The sequence below is a fragment of the Nocardioides exalbidus genome (assembly GCF_900105585.1).
GTDB lineage: Bacteria > Actinomycetota > Actinomycetes > Propionibacteriales > Nocardioidaceae > Nocardioides > Nocardioides exalbidus.
In genome coordinates, this window is sequence record NZ_FNRT01000002.1 from 2,150,681 (window position 1) to 2,168,868 (window position 18,188).

Annotated in this window: 21 protein-coding genes and 3 tRNA genes; 16 read left to right on the forward strand and 8 right to left on the reverse strand. The window is 70.7% G+C overall.

Annotated elements, in window-relative coordinates; all coding sequences use genetic code 11:
• Positions 1-732, reverse strand: a complete 732-nt coding sequence (locus BLV76_RS10590) for a class I SAM-dependent DNA methyltransferase (RefSeq protein ID WP_090969091.1) — start codon at positions 730-732, stop codon at positions 1-3.
• A gap of 71 nt (positions 733-803) precedes the next feature.
• On the opposite strand from BLV76_RS10590, the gene BLV76_RS10595 reads away from it, so the two are divergent.
• The 7 genes from BLV76_RS10595 (at position 804) to BLV76_RS10625 (ending at position 4,613) form a co-directional block, all read left to right on the forward strand.
• Positions 804-2,204, forward strand: a complete 1,401-nt coding sequence (locus BLV76_RS10595) for an amidase (RefSeq protein ID WP_090969092.1) — start codon at positions 804-806, stop codon at positions 2,202-2,204.
• Positions 2,205-2,265: 61 nt separating this feature from the next.
• A tRNA-Thr gene (locus BLV76_RS10600) sits at positions 2,266-2,338 on the forward strand.
• Positions 2,339-2,376: 38 nt separating this feature from the next.
• Positions 2,377-2,453, forward strand: a tRNA-Met gene (locus BLV76_RS10605).
• A 40-nt stretch (positions 2,454-2,493) separates the two neighbouring features.
• A complete protein-coding gene (rpmG, locus tag BLV76_RS10610) occupies positions 2,494-2,664 on the forward strand; it encodes a 50S ribosomal protein L33 (RefSeq protein WP_090969093.1) in 171 nt (56 codons plus the stop codon).
• Between the two features lie 98 nt (positions 2,665-2,762).
• On the forward strand, positions 2,763-3,176 hold the full coding sequence (locus BLV76_RS10615; protein WP_090969094.1) for an FAS1-like dehydratase domain-containing protein: 414 nt from the start codon (positions 2,763-2,765) through the stop codon (positions 3,174-3,176).
• Positions 3,173-3,571: a MaoC/PaaZ C-terminal domain-containing protein gene (locus BLV76_RS10620; RefSeq protein WP_090969095.1), complete on the forward strand. Its 399-nt coding sequence runs from the start codon at positions 3,173-3,175 to the stop codon at positions 3,569-3,571. Before BLV76_RS10615 ends, BLV76_RS10620 begins: the two co-directional genes overlap by 4 nt.
• Positions 3,564-4,613: a UDP-N-acetylmuramate dehydrogenase gene (locus BLV76_RS10625; protein ID WP_090969096.1), complete on the forward strand. Its 1,050-nt coding sequence runs from the start codon at positions 3,564-3,566 to the stop codon at positions 4,611-4,613. Before BLV76_RS10620 ends, BLV76_RS10625 begins: the two co-directional genes overlap by 8 nt.
• A gap of 27 nt (positions 4,614-4,640) precedes the next feature.
• Here the strand turns inward: BLV76_RS10625 and BLV76_RS10630 are convergent, their stop codons facing one another.
• Complete coding sequence (locus BLV76_RS10630) at positions 4,641-5,669, reverse strand: adenosine deaminase (protein ID WP_090972599.1); 1,029 nt, start codon at positions 5,667-5,669, stop codon at positions 4,641-4,643.
• Positions 5,670-5,785: 116 nt separating this feature from the next.
• On the opposite strand from BLV76_RS10630, the gene BLV76_RS10635 reads away from it, so the two are divergent.
• The 6 genes from BLV76_RS10635 (at position 5,786) to BLV76_RS10660 (ending at position 9,538) form a co-directional block, all read left to right on the forward strand.
• A tRNA-Trp gene (locus BLV76_RS10635) sits at positions 5,786-5,858 on the forward strand.
• Between the two features lie 41 nt (positions 5,859-5,899).
• Entirely contained in the window at positions 5,900-6,157 is a 258-nt protein-coding gene (gene secE / locus BLV76_RS10640; RefSeq protein WP_175539635.1) for a preprotein translocase subunit SecE, read from the forward strand.
• 50 nt (positions 6,158-6,207) lie between these two features.
• A complete protein-coding gene (gene nusG, locus BLV76_RS10645; RefSeq protein ID WP_090969098.1) occupies positions 6,208-7,074 on the forward strand; it encodes a transcription termination/antitermination protein NusG in 867 nt (288 codons plus the stop codon).
• A gap of 220 nt (positions 7,075-7,294) precedes the next feature.
• A complete protein-coding gene (gene rplK / locus BLV76_RS10650; RefSeq protein WP_056602165.1) occupies positions 7,295-7,723 on the forward strand; it encodes a 50S ribosomal protein L11 in 429 nt (142 codons plus the stop codon).
• Positions 7,724-7,785: 62 nt separating this feature from the next.
• The gene (rplA, locus tag BLV76_RS10655) at positions 7,786-8,508 is read left to right on the forward strand and encodes a 50S ribosomal protein L1 (RefSeq protein WP_090969099.1); all 723 of its coding nucleotides are present in this window, start codon (positions 7,786-7,788) and stop codon (positions 8,506-8,508) included.
• A gap of 166 nt (positions 8,509-8,674) precedes the next feature.
• Positions 8,675-9,538, forward strand: a complete 864-nt coding sequence (locus BLV76_RS10660; protein WP_090969100.1) for an SCO4651 family lipoprotein — start codon at positions 8,675-8,677, stop codon at positions 9,536-9,538.
• 106 nt (positions 9,539-9,644) lie between these two features.
• Here BLV76_RS10660 and BLV76_RS10665 read toward each other — a convergent pair whose 3' ends face one another.
• Positions 9,645-10,634, reverse strand: a complete 990-nt coding sequence (locus BLV76_RS10665; protein WP_090969101.1) for a DnaB-like helicase C-terminal domain-containing protein — start codon at positions 10,632-10,634, stop codon at positions 9,645-9,647.
• Positions 10,635-10,933: 299 nt separating this feature from the next.
• Between BLV76_RS10665 and rplJ the strand changes: the two genes are divergently transcribed.
• The 3 genes from rplJ (at position 10,934) to BLV76_RS10680 (ending at position 13,088) form a co-directional block, all read left to right on the forward strand.
• On the forward strand, positions 10,934-11,599 hold the full coding sequence (gene rplJ / locus BLV76_RS10670; RefSeq protein ID WP_090969102.1) for a 50S ribosomal protein L10: 666 nt from the start codon (positions 10,934-10,936) through the stop codon (positions 11,597-11,599).
• Positions 11,600-11,678: 79 nt separating this feature from the next.
• Positions 11,679-12,071, forward strand: coding sequence for a 50S ribosomal protein L7/L12 (rplL, locus tag BLV76_RS10675; RefSeq protein ID WP_090969103.1), 393 nt, complete (start codon positions 11,679-11,681; stop codon positions 12,069-12,071).
• A gap of 168 nt (positions 12,072-12,239) precedes the next feature.
• Positions 12,240-13,088: a methylenetetrahydrofolate reductase gene (locus BLV76_RS10680; protein ID WP_090969104.1), complete on the forward strand. Its 849-nt coding sequence runs from the start codon at positions 12,240-12,242 to the stop codon at positions 13,086-13,088.
• Between the two features lie 82 nt (positions 13,089-13,170).
• On the opposite strand, the gene BLV76_RS10685 is transcribed toward BLV76_RS10680, so the two are convergent.
• From BLV76_RS10685 to BLV76_RS10705, 5 genes are all read right to left on the reverse strand, one after another.
• A complete protein-coding gene (locus BLV76_RS10685) occupies positions 13,171-13,857 on the reverse strand; it encodes a DUF1638 domain-containing protein (protein WP_175539636.1) in 687 nt (228 codons plus the stop codon).
• Positions 13,787-15,778, reverse strand: a complete 1,992-nt coding sequence (locus BLV76_RS10690; protein WP_090969105.1) for an ASKHA domain-containing protein — start codon at positions 15,776-15,778, stop codon at positions 13,787-13,789. Before BLV76_RS10690 ends, BLV76_RS10685 begins: the two co-directional genes overlap by 71 nt.
• Before the next feature lie 64 nt (positions 15,779-15,842).
• Positions 15,843-16,721, reverse strand: a complete 879-nt coding sequence (locus BLV76_RS10695; RefSeq protein WP_090969106.1) for a dihydropteroate synthase — start codon at positions 16,719-16,721, stop codon at positions 15,843-15,845.
• Entirely contained in the window at positions 16,718-17,383 is a 666-nt protein-coding gene (locus BLV76_RS10700; RefSeq protein WP_090969107.1) for a corrinoid protein, read from the reverse strand. The genes BLV76_RS10695 and BLV76_RS10700 overlap by 4 nt, the downstream gene beginning before the upstream one ends.
• Positions 17,380-18,171, reverse strand: a complete 792-nt coding sequence (locus BLV76_RS10705) for an IclR family transcriptional regulator (protein ID WP_175539637.1) — start codon at positions 18,169-18,171, stop codon at positions 17,380-17,382. Before BLV76_RS10705 ends, BLV76_RS10700 begins: the two co-directional genes overlap by 4 nt.
• Between the last annotated feature and the right edge of the window lie 17 nt (positions 18,172-18,188).

An 18,188-nucleotide genomic window follows, 5' to 3' on the forward strand; every position in this document is an offset into this window, starting at 1 on the left:
TCAGAGCGGCTTGCGCCAGACCGAGACGTGGCTCTCGGAGTCGTTCGTGAAGGGTGAGCCGTGCCAGTCGGCCACCCGGCGCTCGAGCTCCATCCCGGCGAGCTGCGCCATCAGGTCGCACTCCGCCGGCCAGATGTAGCGGAAGTTGCTGGCGCCGTAGGTCACCGTCCCGTCGTCGTGGCGGCGGTAGTGGTGCGAGGTGCCCTGCTGGGTGGTCATGTCGTAGGTGTCGAGGCCCACGTGGTGCTCCCCGACGTGGAACGGCACCGCCGCCTGCCCCGGCGGGAACCGCCGGATCCCGGGCACCCACAGCTCGACCACGAACCGGCCGCCGGGTGCGAGGTGGGCGGCGGCGTTGCGGAAGACCGCCACCTGCTCGGCCTGCGTGCGGACGTTGCCGATGCTGTTCCACACGACGAAGACGAGGCTGAACTCGCCGGGCACCGTCGTGGTCGCCATGTCGCCCACGGTGACGTCGAAGCCGGGGCTCTTCTCCAGCAGCCGGTCGGCCATCGGCTGCGACAGCTCGATCCCGCTCATCGCGATGCCGCGTGCGGCCAGCGGGATCGCGACCCGTCCGGTGCCGACCGCCAGCTCCAGGGCCGGCCCGTCACCGGCCAGGTCGGCGAGGAGGTCGACCGCGGGGTCGAGCACCTCGGGGCCGAACATGAACGCCGAGCTCTCGTCGTACGACGCCGCGCTCTCGGCGTCCCAGTAGTCGCTGCTGCTCATGGCGTCCACGCTGCCCCCACGGCATCGCCACCCGCCACCCATTTGTCCCGGTGTTGTCCTAGCCTCACCGGATGACGCGCGTGCACGCCTTCACCGACGACGCCCTGGCCGACCTCGACGCGACCGGCGTGGTCGAGGCGCTGCGGGCCGGACGGGTCTCGGTGGGCGAGGTGGTCGATGCGGCCATCGCCCGCACCCAGCAGGTCGACGGGGCGCTGGGCGCGGTGGCCCACGCCGCCTTCGACCGCGCCCGCGACGAGGCCCGCCGACCCCGGGCGGGCTACTTCTCGGGCGTGCCGACGTTCGTCAAGGACAACGTCGACGTGGCCGGCATGCCGACCCAGCACGGTTCCGACGCGTTCGTCGCCGGCCCGGCACGCGAGGACGGCGACCTCGCCCGGATGTACCTCGCGACCGGCCTGCTCCCGCTCGGGAAGACGCAGCTCTCGGAGTTCGGCTTCTCCGGCGCCGCCGACCACGTCCGCCTGGGCCCGGTCCGCTCGCCCTGGAGCACCGACCACTACGCGGGCGCCTCGTCCGCGGGCTCGGCCGCGCTCGTCGCCGCCGGCGCCGTCCCGATCGCGCACGCCAACGACGGTGGTGGGTCGATCCGGATCCCGGCGGCGGTCAACGGCCTCGTCGGCCTCAAGCCGACGCGCGGGCGCCTGGCCCAGGACCGGATGATGCGCCAGATGCCCGTCCGGATCGTCTCGGACGGCGTGCTGACCCGCAGCGTGCGCGACACCGCCGCCTTCTACCGCGAGGCCGAGAAGGTGTGGCGCAACCCGCTCCTCGCCCCGGTCGGGGACGTCGCCCGGCCCGGCAAGGCGCGGCTGCGGATCGCCGTCGTGACCACGGGGATCGGGCGCGAGTGCAGCCCGGAGGTGCGCGAGCTGACCCTGCGGACGGCCGCCCTCCTCGAGCGGCTCGGCCACCACGTGGACGAGATCGACAACCCGGTCCCCGACAGCTTCCCGGAGCACTTCGTGCGGTTCTGGTCGCTGCTCGCGCTCGTGATCGTCCGCCGCGGGCGGAAGGACTTCGGCCCCACCTTCGACCCGGCCAGGCTCGACAACCTCACCCTGGGCCTCGCCCGCCACGCCGCCCGCAGCCTGCCCAGGCAGCCGCTCTCGATCGCGCTGCTGCGCGGCTCGCGCCGGCTCGCGGCGCGCCACCGGGCGTCGTACGACGTCACGCTCACGCCGACGCTCGCGACGGCCACGCCGCTGGTCGGGCACCTGCGCCCCGACCAGGACTACGACGAGGTCATGGGCCGGCTGATGGACTGGGTCGCCTTCACGCCGCTGCAGAACGCGACCGGCGAGCCGGCGATCTCCCTGCCTCTCGCGACCACTGCCGACGGGCTGCCGCAGGGCATGATGCTGGGCGCCGGAGCGGGCCGCGAGGCCCGTCTGCTCGGCCTCGCGCTCGAGCTCGAGGAGGCCGTCGGTTGGCCCCGGATCCACGCCTGACGAGCGCTGCTCGGAGCCGATTTCTCATCGCGCCGGGGCGTGTGTATCGTTCTCCGTCGTTGCCCCTTTAGCTCAGTCGGCAGAGCGTCTCCATGGTAAGGAGAAGGTCTACGGTTCGATTCCGTAAAGGGGCTCTGGGTCAGACCTCCTCAACGGGTGGTCCGGCCTCCGCGGCGGGGTAGCTCAGGTGGTTAGAGCACACGGCTCATAATCGTGGTGTCGCGGGTTCGAGTCCCGCCCCCGCTACCACCAAATCTCACCGCACCACCCGCAAACCCTAGGACTTCCCATGGCCAGCAAGAGCTCTGACGTTCGCCCCAAGATCACGCTCGCGTGCACGGAGTGCAAGGAGCGCAACTACATCACCAAGAAGAACCGTCGCAACGATCCCGACCGGATCGAGCTGAAGAAGTTCTGCCCGCGCTGCCGCAACCACACGGCGCACCGCGAGACCCGCTGACGCTCTTCTTCGTCGCACCCGACCCGTCCGAGACCTCGGACGGGTCGTCGCGCTTCCCGGGTGGGTCCGCAGGTGCCGTGGTGTCCTAGGCTGCGGGAATGCCCGTCGACCCCTCGCTGGTGGGGCGTCAGTTCCCCGCGCCGGCACCCCTGACCGTCACCCCCGAGCGCGTGGCCGCCTTCGCCGCGTCGGTCGGCCACCCCGGTGACCCCCTCGAGTCGGTGCCCCCGACCTTCCCGATCGTGCTGGCCTTCGACGCCATGACGGCGTTCCTCGACGCCGAGCAGATCGACCTCCACCGGATCGTCCACGGGGAGCAGCGCTTCGCCTACGCCCGCCCGCTCACCACCGGTGACGAGCTCAGCGCGACCCTCACCGTGACCGGCCTGCGCCAGATCGGCGGTGCCGACATCATCGCCACGGCCAGCGAGATCACCGACGCCACCGGCGCGGTCGTCTGCACCGGCAAGGCCACGCTCGTCCACTCGTCCGGATCGGACGGTGCGCAGTGAACGCCGGGGACGCCCTCGAGCCGAAGACCTTCACGGTCACCCGCGCGGACCTGGTGGCCTACGCCGACGCCAGCGGCGACCAGAACCCGATCCACCAGGACGAGGAGGTCGCCCGCAGCGTCGGCCTCCCCGGCGTGATCGCGCACGGCATGTTCACCCTGGCGCTGGTCGGCCGGGCCGTCGCGGAGTGGACCGACGGTGCCGAGGTGGTCGACCTCGGCGCGAAGTTCACCAGCCCCGTCGTCGTGCCCGCGGAGGGTGGTGCAGACGTCGTCGTCGCCGGCACGGTGAAGTCCGTCGCCGACGGCCTCGCCACGCTCGCGCTCGAGGTCACCTGCGAGGGCCAGAAGGTGCTCGGCATGCCGAAGGCCGTGGTCAGGGTCGCCGGTGCCTGACCTCCGCGACCACACCACCCTGCGCCTGGGTGGGCCCGGCCGCGAGTGGGTCCGGGCGACCACGGAGGACGAGCTCGTCATGGCCGTCTCCGAGGCCGACGCGGCCGGCACGCCCGTGCTGGTCCTCGGCGGCGGGTCCAACCTCGTCGTCGCCGACGCGGGCTTCGACGGCCGTGTCGTCGAGGTCGCCACGACCGGCGTGAGCGCCGACGTCGACGACTCCGGCGACCCGTCGTGCTCCGGTGCCACCGTCACCGTCGCCGCGGGGGAGTCGTGGGACGGCCTCGTCGCGCAGGCCGTCGACCGCGGCTGGATCGGCGTCGAGGCGCTGTCGGGCATCCCCGGCTCGGTCGGCGCGACCCCCATCCAGAACGTCGGCGCCTACGGCCAGGACGTCGCCCAGACCGTCGCCCGCGTCCGGGTCTGGGACCGCACGCTGCGCGGCGTCCGCTCCTTCGCCGCCTCCGAGTGCCAGTTCGGCTACCGCTCCAGCCGCTTCAAGGCCGACCCGGGCCGCCACGTCGTCCTCGACGTCACCTTCCAGTTCCGGCAGGCGTCGCTGGCCACCCCGGTGCAGTACGCCGAGCTCGCCCGCGCGCTCGGTGTGGCCGAGGGCCAGCGGGCCCCGGCCGTCGACGTGCGCGCCGCCGTCCTCGCCCTCCGCCGGGGCAAGGGGATGGTCCTCGACGCCGACGACCACGACACCTGGTCGGCGGGCTCGTTCTTCACCAACCCGTTCCTCACCCCCGAGCAGGCCGCGGCACTCCCCGACGACGCGCCCCGGTGGGATCAGCCCGACGGCTCGCTCAAGTCCAGCGCCGCCTGGCTCATCGAGCACGCCGGCTTCGGCAAGGGCTTCACGAGCCCGACGGCGGGTGACCGGGTCGCGCTGTCGTCCAAGCACACCCTCGCGCTCACCAACCGCGGCGGCGCCACCACCGACGAGCTGCTGACGCTCGCCCGCGAGGTCCGTGACGGGGTCCGCGACCGGTTCGGCGTCACCCTCGTCAACGAGCCCGTGACGGTCGGCTGCGCCCTCTGACCCCCCGGACGTCCGGGTGGCAGGAGGTCAGGCGAGCCAGGCCGCGATGTCCGCCTTCGCGTCCGCGACGACGTCGGAGGGCGCCCGGGAGGCCTCGAACGACATCTCCGCCAGCCGGGCGAGGGTGGCGTCGTCGAGCTCGTGGGCCGCGCGCATCGTGGCGTACTGGCCGGCGAGCCGGGAGCCGAAGAGCAGCGGGTCGTCGGCGCCCAGGGCGACCGTCGCCCCGGCTGCGAGCAGCTGGGGGAGCGGCACGGACGTGAGGTCGGAGTAGACCCCGAGCGAGACGTTGGAGACCGGGCACACCTCGAGCGCGACGCCCGCCTCGACGATGCGGTCGAGCAGCGCCGGGTCCTCCGCGCTGCGTACGCCGTGCCCGAGCCGCTGCGCGCCGAGGCTGTCCAGGCACTGGCGCACGTGGTCGGGCCCGCGCAGCTCGCCACCGTGGGGCGCCAGCAGCAGGCCCGCGCGCTCGGCGATCCGGAACGCACCCTCGAAGTCGGCGGTGGTGCCGCGGCGCTCGTCGTTGGAGAGCCCGAACCCGACGACCCCGCGACCGGCGTACTGGCCGGCGAGCCGGGCGAGGGTGCGGGCGTCGAGGGGGTGCCGCGTGCGGTTGGCCGCGACGACCACGGCGATCCCGAGCCCGGTGCGCTCGGAGGCGTCGCGCACGCAGTCGAGCACCAGGTCGGTGAACTCGGTGATGCCGCCGAACCTCGCCGCGTAGCCGCTCGGGTCCACCTGGATCTCCAGCCACCTGCCCCCGTCCCGCACGTCGTCCTCGGCCGCCTCGAGCACGAGTCGTCGTACGTCGTCGGGCATGCGCAGCACCGAGCGCGCCACGTCGTAGAGCCGCTGGAAGCGGAACCAGCCCTTCTCGTCGGCCGCGCTGAGCTGCGGGGGCCACTCCTCGACGAGCGAGTCGGGCAGCACGATGCCGTCGCGCTCGGCGAGCTCGAGGAGCGTGGCGTGGCGCATGGAGCCGGTGAAGTGGAGGTGCAGGTGCGCCTTCGGCAGCTCCGAGACCTCACGCCGCCGCTCCACCTCGTCCACCATGCCCGGCATCGTAGGCACCTCGGTTCGACCCGGCATGGGTCGGCCCCGTATGCTTCCGGATTGGTGGTTTCGCCAGATGCTTCGGCATGCCCCCAGCGATGGGGATCGACCACCGGAGGGCACTAGCTCAACTGGCAGAGCATCGGTCTCCAAAACCGAAGGTTGGGGGTTCAAGTCCCTCGTGCCCTGCGAGAGAAGCACTGCAACGCAACGACGAGAAGGTGGAAGACGTGGCCGACGGCAACGCGGTTCAGGACCGGCGCGACTCGCGCGGCGACGACCGTGGGCGCACCAGCCCCGCCACGTTCCTGCGTCAGGTGGTGGCCGAGCTCCGCAAGGTGGTGTGGCCCACCCAGCAGCAGCTGATCACCTACTTCTTCGTCGTGCTGGTGTTCGTCATCGTGATGATGATCCTGGTGACGGTGCTCGACCTGGCGTTCGGAAAGCTGGTCTTCGAGCTCTTCACCGGCGGCAGCAGCGTCCAGTGACGACCGGGGACCCTGTTCCCCACCCCCAGCAACGAACTACGGAGTGAGACGTGTCTGACAACTTTGACGTGGACCAGGTCGACGACCAGGTCGACTCCGACGTCGAGGAGACCCTCGAGGACGACCTCGAGGCCACCGAGGACACGGTCGAGGAGACCGACGAGGTCACCGACGAGGTCACCGGCGAGCTCGAGGACGCCGACGAGGCGGACGAGGTCGACTCCGCCGACGTGGACTCCGACGACGAGGACTCTGACGACGAGGACTCCGACGACGCGCCTGCCGAGGCCGAGGAGAACGACCCGCTCGAGGCGTTCCGCCGCGAGCTGTGGGCCAAGCCCGGCGACTGGTTCGTCGTGCACACCTACTCCGGCATGGAGAAGCGGGTCAAGCACAACCTCGAGAACCGCATCATCTCCCTCAACATGGAGGACTACATCCACGAGATCGTGGTCCCCACCGAGGAGGTCGCGGAGATCAAGAACGGCCAGCGCAAGATGGTCACGCGCACCGTCCTCCCCGGCTACGTCCTGGTCCGCATGGACCTCACCGACGAGTCCTGGTCCGCCGTGCGCCACACGCCGTCGGTCACCGGCTTCGTGGGCCACAGCCACCAGCCCGTGCCGCTGAGCATGAGCGAGGTCGAGGACATGCTCGCCCCGGCCGTCGTGGCCGTCGCCGAGGCCGAGGCAGCCGCCTCGGGCGAGAAGGGCTCCTCCACCACGCCGCGCAAGCCGGTCGAGGTCGCCGACTTCGACGTCTCCGACTCGGTCATGGTGGTCGACGGTCCGTTCGCCACGCTCCACGCGACGATCACCGAGATCAACGCCGAGTCCCAGCGCGTCAAGGCGCTCGTCGAGATCTTCGGCCGCGAGACCCCGGTCGAGCTGTCGTTCAGCCAGATCCAGAAGGTCTGAGCCCCGAAGTCCGAGCCTGCGAGGACTTCGCAGGGCGAAGAGATTGAGGAGCGTCGACCCGGACGCGCTGCGAAGCGAGCGGCCGGGTGACGCGTCTCGAAATCCACCCGGGTGGTTCCGATTTCACGAGGAGCCGCTCGGGAGCGACAATGAAGTAGCGACAACCCGTGGCAGAGGACAGGTGTCCTCGTCATGACCACACGAGAGAAAGAAGAAGGCAATGCCTCCCAAGAAGAAGATCGCCGCACTCGTCAAGGTGCAGCTGCAGGCCGGTTCGGCCACCCCGGCCCCGCCGGTCGGTACGGCGCTCGGTCCGCACGGCGTCAACATCATGGACTTCTGCAAGGCCTACAACGCCCAGACCGAGTCCATGCGCGGCAACGTGATCCCCGTCGAGATCACCATCTACGAGGACCGCACGTTCGACTTCATCACCAAGACCCCGCCGGCCGCCGAGCTCATCAAGAAGGCTGCCGGTCTCTCCAAGGGCTCCGGCGTCCCGCACAAGGAGAAGGTCGGCAAGCTGACCAAGGACCAGGTCCGCGAGATCGCGACCACCAAGCTGCCCGACCTCAACGCCAACGACATCGACGCGGCCATGAAGATCGTCGAGGGCACTGCGCGCTCGATGGGCATCACGACCGACTGACTCGTGGGAGAGCCGCGCTGGCTCGCTAACCACATCCTTCGCACCAGAGAAACGAGAAGACCATGCAGCGCAGCAAGACCTACCGCGCGGCGGCAGAGTCGTTCGACCAGGACGAGATCTTCGCCCCGCTTGCCGCCATCAAGATCGCCAAGGGCGGCTCCAAGAAGAAGTTCGACGAGACCCTCGACGTCGTCATGCGCCTGGGTGTCGACCCGCGCAAGGCCGACCAGATGGTCCGCGGCACCGTCAACCTCCCGCACGGCACCGGCAAGACCGCCCGTGTCCTCGTGTTCGCCAACGCCGACAAGGCCGAGGCTGCCCGTGAGGCCGGCGCCGAGTTCGTCGGTGGCGACGAGCTGATCGAGAAGGTCGCCGGCGGCTGGCTCGACTTCGACGCCGTCGTCGCGACGCCCGACATGATGGGCAAGGTCGGTCGCCTCGGCCGCGTCCTCGGCCCGCGCTCGCTCATGCCGAACCCGAAGACCGGCACGGTGACCCCCGACGTCGCCAAGGCCGTCACGGACATCAAGGGCGGCAAGATCGAGTTCCGCGTCGACCGCCACGCCAACCTGCACTTCATCATCGGCAAGGCCTCGTTCACCGAGACCCAGCTCGCGGAGAACTACGCCGCGGCGCTCGACGAGGTGCTCCGACTGAAGCCGGCCAGCTCCAAGGGCCGCTACATCAAGAAGATCACCGTCTCCACGACGATGGGCCCGGGCATCCAGGTCGACCCGAACCGCGTCAAGAACGTCGCTGCCGAGGACGAGTCCGCCGAGGCCTGATCCACCGCAGCCAGCCGGCCCGGTCGCCCCTGCGGGGGCGCCCGGGCCGTCCTGCATTTCGGGCCCCGGCGCCGTTTCGGTGTGGAACCATCGGGTAGGAAGGCGTCGGGCATCCAGCCCTCGTCCAGCCGGTCCGGCTCACCCACGCATCGCCAGGAGATCCACCATGCGCGTCACCCCTCTTGCCCGCCGCCTCGGCACTGCCGCCCTGGTGCTGACGATCGGCGTCGGCGTCACCTCCTGCAGCAGCGACGACTCGAGCGCCTCTGACTCCTCGAGCTCGGCCACGGACGAGAGCACCGACGCAGGCGCCGACTCCAGCGAGTCGCCGAGCGAGGAGCCCAGCGAGACGACGGCAGCGCTCGCCGAGCTCTCGAGCGCCGACTTCTACCCGTCCGTGATGGCGGCGATGAAGGAGGCGGAGACCTTCAACTTCTCCACCACCTCGGGCGCCTCGGGCCAGACCCAGGAGATGACGGGCCAGGCGCGCTTCGGCGACAACGGCGTCGAGATGAAGGCCTCGAGCACCGGCGCGCAGGCGATGGACATCGTCCTGCTCGACCAGGTCATGTACATGAAGTCCCCCGACCTCGGCACGGGCGACAAGTGGATCAAGATCGACCTGAGCGACCCGAACTCGCTCTTCGGCATGATCGGCAAGGCCACCGACCCGGAGGTCATGTTCCAGGCCATGGAGAAGCCGAAGAAGCTCGAGCTGGTCGGCTCCGAGGAGGTCGACGGCGTCGAGACCAACCACTACCGGATCACCCTGGACCCGTCGAAGTACCTCGACGCGATGGGCTTCCCGGCCTCGATGGCCGACATGCTCCCGAAGGAGCTGGTGACCGAGATGTGGGTCGACGGCGACAACCTCCCCCGCAAGTTCTCCCAGACCATGGAGATCCCGAGCGCCGCCGGCGGTGCGTCCTCGAGCTCGACCAGCGAGGGCACCTACTCCGACTTCGGCACCGAGGTCGACATCGAGGCCCCGCCGGCCGACGAGGTCACCGAGGACTTCCCGGGCGCCTGAGCCCGGCCGCCGGACTGCCAGCCCTTCCGACGACACGAGGGGCGTACGCCGCACACAGCGGCGTACGCCCCTCGTCGCACGTCAGTCGTACGTCAGGTCCCGGGGGTCACTCCACGAAGACGCGCTCGTCGATCAGCTGCTCCTTGACCTCCGCGCCCTCGGACTCGTAGCGGCCCTGGTCGAAGCGCGTGCGGAACTGGAGCACGACGCCGTCGCGGCCGAAGCGGTTCTTCTCCACCGAGAGGACGGCGAAGTCCTTGAACCGCTCGGCGTTGTTGAGGTCGTAGGTCAGGTGGTGGCGCGCGACGATGTCGAACTTGTTGTTGAGCACCATCACCACGTCGGCCTCGTAGGCCAGGGCGCTCGAGCCGCGCAGGTCGTTGGCCCGCATCCGCCGACCGGAGCGCAGTGCCTCCTTGTCGGCCGCCGCGATCGCGAGGACCGGCGCGCCGATGTCGATGGCGAGGTCCTTGAGGCCCTCGACGATCTCGGTCGACCTGGCCTCGTCGCCCTGCTGGTGCGACTTGACCTTCTGGAGGTAGTCGACGACGACGAGCGGCACGCTGCCGGCGATCTCGGTGACGGTCGCGATCGTCTCCTGGATCGCCGTCAGGTCGGTCCGGGTGCCGGTCGAGCGGTGCAGGAACAGCAGGTCGGAGTACTGCTGCATCCGGGCCAGGGCCTCGGGACCGGCGGGCACGGACTCCATGCGGTGCTCGAGCGAGCTGACCCACAGGTCGTCGAAGATCGAGCGGATGTTGTTGACCCGCACCATGTCGGACTCGTCGAGCTCGCCGGCCTCGAGGGCCAGCAGCTTCTGGGTGATGTCCTCGGCGTCGTGCTCGTAGGAGAAGTAGAGGACCGGACGCCCGCTGGCGGCGTTGTTGCGCGCGATCTGCAGCGCGAAGGTCGACTTGCCCATGCCCTGCGGGCCGGCGAGGAGCAGCAGCGAGCCGGCACGCATGCCGCCGCCGATCTGCGGGTCGAGGCCGCCGAAGCCGGTCTTCCACACCCGGCCGGCCGCGTTGCGGCCGGTGAGCATGCGCTCGTCGCTGCGCGCGAGCGAGACCCCGACGGTCGTGAGCTGGTCATCCACGTCGACAATGGAACCAGCCGCACGCTCCGGCGGCAGCCGAATGCCGGAGTTCGCGGCGTGAGCCGCCTCGCGTCCGTGACGATTTGGCGGGGCCCGAGTCGGCGCGTACTGTTCCCCTCGAAACCAAAGACCGCAGGTTCATCACGGGCTCCAACGCTCGGGATGCGAAGGTTCGCAGCAGCGGACGGCCGGCGCAGGTGACAGAGCAGCGATGCAGATCGCACCACGCCCTGAGCCTGTGCTCAGGGCGTTCGTCGTCTGTGGGCCCGAGACCGGTGGTCAACCCCGGAAGGAGACCCATGGCGCGGGCAGACAAGACTGCCGCCGTTGCGGAGATCGTTGACTCGTTCAACGACTCGGCCGGCGCTGTACTGACCGAGTACCGCGGGCTCACCGTGAAGCAGCTGCAGGACCTGCGGCGAGCCCTCGGCGAGAACGCCAACTACGCCGTGGTCAAGAACACGCTGGCCAAGATCGCCGCCACCGAGGTGGGCATCGAAGGCTTCGACGACCTGCTGACCGGCCCCACCGCCATCGCCTTCATCAATGGAGACGTGGTCGAGGCTGCCAAGGGTCTGCGTGACTTTGCCAAGGCGAACCCCGCCCTTGTGATCAAGGGTGGAGTCCTCGACGGCAAGCCCCTCGACGCTGCAGAGGTGGCCAAGCTGGCCGACCTCGAGTCGCGCGAGGTGCTCATGGGCAAGCTGGCGGGCGCGATGCTCGCGAGCCTCTCCCAGGCCGTCTACCTGCTCAACGCGCCGATCGCCCAGGCCGCCCGCCTCGCGGGTGCGCTCCAGGCCAAGGCCGAGCAGGACCCCACGATCCTCGCAGGTGGTGCCGGCACGCCGGCTGCTCCGGCTGCCGAGGACGCCCCGGTCGAGGAGGCCGCTTCCTCGGAGGCGACCGACGAGCCCGAGGCGACCGACGAGGCAGCCGAGCCGGCCGCCGAGTCCACCGACGCCTGAGCCCAGGCCGACGTACACCACCTGAAACCCCGGCGCTGCCGCACCTCGCGGCAGGGCCACAGACGAAAGGTTTGCCATCATGGCGAAGCTCAGCACCGACGAGCTCCTTGACGCCTTCAAGGAGATGACCCTGATCGAGCTCTCCGAGTTCGTGAAGCAGTTCGAGGAGACCTTCGGCGTCACCGCCGCCGCCCCCGTCGCCGTGGCCGCCGCCCCGGCCGCCGGTGGTGCCGCTGGTGGCGACGCCGCCGCCGAGGAGAAGTCCGACTTCGAGGTCGTCCTCGAGGCCGCCGGCGACAAGAAGATCAACGTCATCAAGGAGGTGCGCGCCCTCACCTCCCTCGGCCTGAAGGAGGCCAAGGACCTCGTCGAGGCCGCGCCCAAGACGATCCTCGAGAGCGTCGACAAGGCTGCCGCGGACAAGGCCAAGGAGGCCCTCGAGGCCGCCGGCGCCACCGTCACCGTCAAGTGACGATCCGCTAGCTGCTCCAGCACGTCCCAGCCGAGGGGCGGTCACCGACAGGTGGCCGCCCCTCGTGCCATCTCGGGACGAATTTCGTGGGCCCGGAGGCCTGTCGTCGCCCGCTCGTTGCTACTAGAGTTGGCGTCGTCGGTCGCGCATCACGAAACGAGTCGCATCATGCGCAACAAGCAGTCGGCGGCAACCTTGACCCGCCTCCTGGAGCACGCCCGCTACGAGGTGCTGCCCACGGCCACCACCGAGGACAAGGTGCTCGAGCACCTGCCGCGCGACCGCACCATCACGGTGACGGCGTCGCCGGCGAAGGGGCTCGACGCCACCTTCGACCTCGCCGAGCGGCTGGCGGGCCACGGCTACACCGCGGTCCCGCACATCGCGGCCCGGATGGTCACCGGCCGCACCGAGCTCTCGGAGATCGTCGACCGGCTCACCGGCAAGGGCATCACGAGCGTCTTCGTGCCCGGCGGTGACGCCGAGGCAGCCGGTGACTACCCCGATGCCCTCGCGCTGCTCGAGGACCTCAAGGACCTCGGCTCGCCGTTCAGCCACGTCGGGATCACCGGCTACCCCGAGTCGCACCCGACGATCCACGACGACCTGACGGTGCAGTCCATGTGGGACAAGCGGCGCTACGCCACCCACATCGTCAGCAACCTCACCTTCGACCCCGCCGTCGTCAAGGACTGGGTACGCCGCCTCCGGACCCGCGGCGTGGCGATGCCGCTGCTGCTCGGCATCCCCGGCCCGGTCGAGCGCACGAAGCTGCTCGGCATGGCGACCAAGATCGGCGTCGGCGAGTCGACGAAGTTCCTCGCCAAGAACAAGGGCCTCTTCGCCCGCCTGGCCGCCCCCGGCGGCTTCACCGGGGAGAGCTTCCTCGAGAAGTGCGCGCCCGCGCTGGGCGAGGACGGCGCCCTCGTCGAGGGCCTCCACGTCTTCACCTTCAACCAGATCGGCGAGACCGAGGCCTGGCGCACCGACATGCTCGAGCGCCTCCGCAACGGCTAGCCCGCCGAGTCGGCAGAAACTTCTCAGGTCCGCGCTGAGTCGGCAGGAACTTTCTGCCGGCTCGACGGGGTGGGGCGTCAGCTCACGCCGACTCAGCGGGGGCGACGAGGTCGGCGATGGCCGACTCGAGGCCGTGGTCGCCCGTCTCGACGACGGTCAGCGGCAGGCCGATGCTGGCCGCCGCCTCCTCGGCGAGGGCGCGGAGGTCGTCGTCGGGTGCCTGGGCCAGCCAGACGACCCGGGTGTAGTTGCCGAAGTAGGTGTCACGCAGCTCGGGGTAGCGGTCCAGGCCCATCTCCTGGATCACCGTGCGCCCGAACGAGCGGACGAGGAAGTCGGTGAGCAGGTAGGTGCCCGGCTGCTCGTCGAAGAACTTCTCGAGGCGGGACGGCCCGGCGTACACGTCATAGCAGTGCAGTCCGGGCAGCCGCTCGAGCGACAGCTCGCGGCACACCTCGTCAAGGGCACCGTAGGTGCCGCAGTCGGCGTAGCCGATCACGACGCGGCCGTAGGACTCGCCCAGCCGCAGCGCGAGGTCGCGCACCTCGGCCGCGATGCGGTCGGGGTGGTTGTGGAGCAGCGGAGGGAGCGGGTGCACGTCGACGGGCCAGGCGTTGCGCTCGACGACGGCAGCGGCCGGCTGGGCGATCGCACCGCAGGCGATGATCGCGGTGCGACCCGAGCGGTCAGGGCCCTGGTCAGGGAGCCGTGAAGGAGAGCTGGTCGACGAAGGCGTCGTTGAAGTCGGGTCGGTCCGAGAGCTCGACATAGGTCACCTCCTCGAGCAGGGCCAGTGCGCCGGCCCGCTCGCGGACCGACAGCAGGGCCATCTTCGCGCCCTCTCCGGCCACGTTGCCGGCCGCGACGATGCGCAGCACCGGCAGCTGGGGCACGAGCCCGATGCGGACCGCGGAGGCGGGGGAGAGGTAGCTGCCGAACGAGCCGGCGAGCAGCACCTGCTGCACGTCGCGGTGCTCGAGGCCGAGCTCCTCGAGGAGGAGCGACCAGCCAGTGGAGATCGCGGCCTTGGCGAACTGGAGCTCGCGGACGTCGCGCTGGGAGAGGTAGACGCACTCGTTGGGCTCGGCGTCGGGCGTGGGGCGGTGGAGGATGAAGACCCGCTCCTCGCCGATGCGTGCCATCCGGTCGGCCAGGGCGGGTGCGATCTCCTTGGCGTCCTCGTCGGGGACGAAGCGGCCGCTGGAGTCGAGCAACCGGACCTTCACCAGCTCGGCGACTGCGTCGACGAGCCCGGACCCGCACAGGCCCTTCGGCTCGACGTCGCCGATGACGCCCAGCGTGACGGCGGGGTCGTCCCCCTCGGCGCCGGGGTCGAGCTTGATGACCTCGATCGCACCGTCGGCGGCGCGCATGCCGCAGCGGATGGCGCCGCCCTCGAAGGCCGGACCGGCCGGCGCGGCGGTCGACAGGATCGTCTCGCCGTCGCTGAGCACGATCTCGCAGTTGGTGCCGACGTCGATGAAGAGCCGGGTGCGCTTGTCGCGGTCCATGCCGGTGGCCAGCATGCCGGCGACGATGTCGCCACCGACGTAAGCGCCGAGGGCGGGGAAGAAGAAGGCGCGGGCGCGGGGGTGGATGTCGAGGCCGATGTCGGAGGCGAGCACCGACGGCGGCTGGGCCGCGGACATCACGAAGGGGGCGACCCCGAGCGGCTCGGGGTCGATGCCCAGCGCCAGCGCCGTCATCGTGGCGTTGCCGGCGACGGCGACCTCGTAGACGTGCTGCGGGTCCACACCCGCCTCGCGGCAGACCTGCGCGGTGAGCTCGGAGAGCGTGCGGCCCGCGGCGTCCTGGAGCCGGCCCAGCGCGTCGGGGTCCATCATCGTGGCGCTGATCCGGGTGATCACGTCGCCGCCGAAGGGCTGCTGGGCGTTGAGCATCGACGTCACCGCCATCGGCGTGCCGGTGCCGACGTCGAGGAGCGTGCCGACCACGGTGGTGGTGCCGAGGTCGAAGGCGATGGCGTAGCGCGAGCCGGTCGTGTCGCCGGGCTCGACGTCGATGAGTGCCTCGTCGACGATGACGGCGGTGACCTTGAAGTCCGCCTGGCGCAGGACGGTCGAGAGCCGCCGGAGCACGTGGAGGTCGGCGGTGAGCTCGAGGTCGTCGATCGCCTCGGTGAGGCGGACCAGGTCGGTGCGCTGGTCGGCGAGGCTCGCCTCGGCCAGCTCGACGTACCTCTTCTGCAGGGCCGGGCGCAGGATCACCTGGCGGCCGATGCCGACGGTCGCCGCCTTCGGGCGGGTGGTCAGCGGCGGCACCTCGACCTTGAGGTCGCGGGTGGCGTGCACCAGGCAGCCGAGCCGCCAGCCGTCGGTGAGCTGCGACTCGGTGAAGGTGCGGGCGTCGTGGCGCGTGATCGGCACCTCGACGTCGGAGGTGATCTGGATCTTGCACTTGTGGCAGGTGCCGTGGCCGCCACACGTGGAGTCGATCGCGATGCCGTTCCACGACGCCGCGTCGAAGACGGTGACGCCGGGCGGCACGCGGACGGACCGCTGGGCCGGGGGCACGTCGGCGCCGCCCTCCGCCTTGCTGTGGACGGTGAAGGCGAGGTCCACGCGGCCGGTGCCGTCGTGGGGGACGGGCTCGGTGCCCGGCCTCTCGATCAGGCCCTCGCGGGCCACGTCGGCGATCGAGAAGTCGGGCCCTTCGGGAGGCTGGCTCATTGCGGGGTCCCCGCGACGTCGTTCGGGGGAGCGGAGCGGAGGAGAAGAACGTCGTGGGGTGCTCTCACGCTGTGGCCGCCTCCGCCGCTGCCTGCTTGGCCCGGTGCGCGGAGATCCACGCCATGCCCCAGTCGTCGTGCCCGAGGAACACGTCGGCGGCACGCACCGACTCGACGATCAGCGGGGTCCGGGCGTCCATGATCGCGCTCGTGAGGCCCGAGGCCATCGCCATCGGCAGCCACGTCGCGTTGAGGGTGTGCCGACCGGGCATGCCGAAGGAGACGTTGGACGCGCCGCACGTCATGTTCACGCCGAAGTCGTCGCGGATGCGTCGCATCACCTCGAAGGTGACCAGGGAGGTGCCGGTGTCGGCGCCGATGGGCATCGCCAGCGGGTCGATGACGATGTCGGCCTGCGCGATGCCGTACTCCTCGGTGGCCACGCGGATGATCTTGCCGGTGAGCTCGACGCGCTTGTCGGCCTCCATCGGGATCTCGTCGTGGTCGTTGGGGAGCGCGATGATCGCGGCGTCGTACTTCTTGACCAGCGGGAGGATCGCCGCCATGCGGTCGTCCTCGGCGGTGATCGAGTTGACCAGCGCGCGGCCCTGGTAGACCGACAGTCCGGCCTCGAGCGCCTCGACGACCGAGGAGTCGATGCAGATCGGCAGGTCGGTGAGCTCCTGCACCATCTGCACGGCCTTGGCCAGCAGCTCGGGCTCGTCGGTGAGCGGGACGCCCATGTTGATGTCGAGGACGTTGGCACCGCCCTCGACCTGGGCCTTGACGTCGCGCTCGATGGCGGAGAAGTCGCCGGCGCGCAGCTGCTCCTGGAAGATGCGGCGGCCCGTCGGGTTGATCCGCTCGCCGATGACGCAGAACGGCTGGTCGTGGCCGATCACGACCTCCTTGGTGGCGGAGCGCAGCACCGTGTGGAGGCTCATGCCATCACCTTCGAGCGCTTCGCCTCGAGCAGGGCCTTGGCGCGCTTGACGGTCTGCGAGGCGTCGGCGGCGTAGCCGTCGGCGCCGACCGCGTCGGCGTACTCCTGGGTCACGGGCGCCCCGCCGACCATCACGATGACGTCGTTGCGCATGCCGGCCTTCTCGAGCGCGTTCATGTTGGCCTTGAACATCGGCATGGTGGTGGTGAGGAACGCCGAGAAGCCGACGATGTCGGGCTGGTGGAGGTCGATGGCCTCGACGAACTTCTCCGGGGCCACCTGGACGCCGAGGTCGATGACCTCGAAGCCGGCGCCCTCGAGCATGATGTTGACGAGGTTCTTGCCAATGTCGTGGACGTCGCCCTTGACGGTGCCCATGAGGAACTTGCCGACGGTCTCGACGCCGGTCTCTGCCAGCAGGGGGCGCAGGCGCTCCATCGCGCCGGCCATCGCCCGGCCGGCGATGAGCATCTCGGGGACGAAGAAGTCACCGCGCTCGAACCGCGCACCGACCTCCTCGAGCGAGGGGATCAGGGCGTCGAACAGGAGCGACTGCGGCTCCATGTCGAGCTCGAGGCCCTGGTTGGTCAGGTCGAGCACGCGCGGGGCGTTGCCCGTGAGCGTCTCTTCGTAGAGGGCCTTGAGGATCTCCTCGGGAGTCATGCGACAACCTCCTGCGTGCGAACGGATCGGTGAGAGGGCTTGGCCGGGCCGCGCAGCAGTGCCGACAACGCGGTGGACTGGTCCAGCAGGTGGCGGCCGAGCTCGTCGAGCCGTTCCTGCAGGCGGGGGGTGGGCCCGGAGATGCCCAGGGCGGCGACGACCTCGCCGTGGATGCCGACGACCGGCACGGCGAGGCCCGTCAGGCCGATCTCCAGCTCGTCCTCGGTGACGGCCCAGCCGCGCTCGCGGGCGCGGACGCCGTCGCGGCGCAGCGCGGCGCGGTCGGTGATCGTCGCGGGCGTCGGCTGCTCGAGGTCGCCGTCGGGCAGGGCGAGGTCGCTCCAGGCGAGGAAGACCTTGCCGAGCGCCGAGCAGTGCACGGGGACGTCGACCTCGGTCCAGTCACGGGTGCCGAGGAGGAAGGTGGAGTCGACCTGGGCGACCTGCACCACCCGCTCGGCGCGCGAGACGCTCAGGTGGACGGTCTCGCCGGTGGCCTCGCCGGTCTGCTCCATCACCGGGCGGGCGAGGCGGACCAGCTCCTCCCACGGGTCGTGGCGGGCGGCGTAGAGCCAGAAGAGCCGGCCGGCGACGTAGGAACCCGAGTCGTCGCGCTCCAGCAGGCCGGAGCGCTCCAGCCCGGTGAGCAGTCGCGAGGTCGTGGACTTGGCCAGCCCGCTCGAGTCCTGGAGCTCGCCGAACGTCAGCGGCTCGTCGGCGTGGACGACGGTCGCGACCAGGTCCGCGGCGCGGTCGAGCGCCTGCGTGCCGGTGGCGGCGTCACTCACGACGACTCCTTCGTCCG

Coding starts and splice junctions, on each gene's coding strand:
- BLV76_RS10590 (WP_090969091.1), bottom strand. CDS start 732: ATGAGCAGCAGCGACTACTGGGACGCCGAGAGCGCGGCGTCGTACGAC.
- BLV76_RS10595 (WP_090969092.1), top strand. CDS start 804: ATGACGCGCGTGCACGCCTTCACCGACGACGCCCTGGCCGACCTCGAC.
- rpmG (WP_090969093.1), top strand. CDS start 2,494: ATGGCCAGCAAGAGCTCTGACGTTCGCCCCAAGATCACGCTCGCGTGC.
- BLV76_RS10615 (WP_090969094.1), top strand. CDS start 2,763: ATGCCCGTCGACCCCTCGCTGGTGGGGCGTCAGTTCCCCGCGCCGGCA.
- BLV76_RS10630 (WP_090972599.1), bottom strand. CDS start 5,669: ATGGTGGACGAGGTGGAGCGGCGGCGTGAGGTCTCGGAGCTGCCGAAG.
- rplK (WP_056602165.1), top strand. CDS start 7,295: ATGCCTCCCAAGAAGAAGATCGCCGCACTCGTCAAGGTGCAGCTGCAG.
- rplA (WP_090969099.1), top strand. CDS start 7,786: ATGCAGCGCAGCAAGACCTACCGCGCGGCGGCAGAGTCGTTCGACCAG.
- BLV76_RS10660 (WP_090969100.1), top strand. CDS start 8,675: ATGCGCGTCACCCCTCTTGCCCGCCGCCTCGGCACTGCCGCCCTGGTG.
- rplJ (WP_090969102.1), top strand. CDS start 10,934: ATGGCGCGGGCAGACAAGACTGCCGCCGTTGCGGAGATCGTTGACTCG.
- rplL (WP_090969103.1), top strand. CDS start 11,679: ATGGCGAAGCTCAGCACCGACGAGCTCCTTGACGCCTTCAAGGAGATG.
- BLV76_RS10680 (WP_090969104.1), top strand. CDS start 12,240: ATGCGCAACAAGCAGTCGGCGGCAACCTTGACCCGCCTCCTGGAGCAC.
- BLV76_RS10685 (WP_175539636.1), bottom strand. CDS start 13,857: ATGTCGAGCTCTCGGACCGACCCGACTTCAACGACGCCTTCGTCGACC.
- BLV76_RS10690 (WP_090969105.1), bottom strand. CDS start 15,778: ATGAGCCAGCCTCCCGAAGGGCCCGACTTCTCGATCGCCGACGTGGCC.
- BLV76_RS10695 (WP_090969106.1), bottom strand. CDS start 16,721: ATGAGCCTCCACACGGTGCTGCGCTCCGCCACCAAGGAGGTCGTGATC.
- BLV76_RS10700 (WP_090969107.1), bottom strand. CDS start 17,383: ATGACTCCCGAGGAGATCCTCAAGGCCCTCTACGAAGAGACGCTCACG.